Genomic DNA, 260 nt, shown 5'->3' with positions numbered 1-260 from the left:
TTACTACAAAATGGCCAAGTAGTTGCGACGCAAGAAGTAAGTGAAGCAACAGGTTGGAAATATGGATTCAAAGACTTAGCGGCATATGATGCCGAAGGTAACGCGTATAAGTATGAGGTAAAAGAACAACCGGTGGATGGATACAAATCCGAAGTAAAAGGTTATGACATTACAAATACAAAAGTGGGCCAAACAACAGTAGAAGGAACAAAGACTTGGAAGGACGGAAACGCAACAAATCGTCCGACAACGATCAAAGT

1 protein-coding gene is annotated in these 260 nt (G+C 41.2%); it reads left to right on the top strand.

Annotated features, from left to right (window positions below; all coding sequences use genetic code 11):
* A partial coding sequence (locus tag BAU28_RS27050; RefSeq protein ID WP_116500495.1) for a Cna B-type domain-containing protein occupies window positions 1-260 on the top strand: 260 nt, incomplete at both ends.

The sequence above is a fragment of the Bacillus paramycoides genome (assembly GCF_001884235.1).
Classification (GTDB): domain Bacteria; phylum Bacillota; class Bacilli; order Bacillales; family Bacillaceae_G; genus Bacillus_A; species Bacillus_A paramycoides.
Note: the sequence above shows the minus strand (reverse complement) of the source record. Positions and strands in the feature narration are given on the sequence as shown.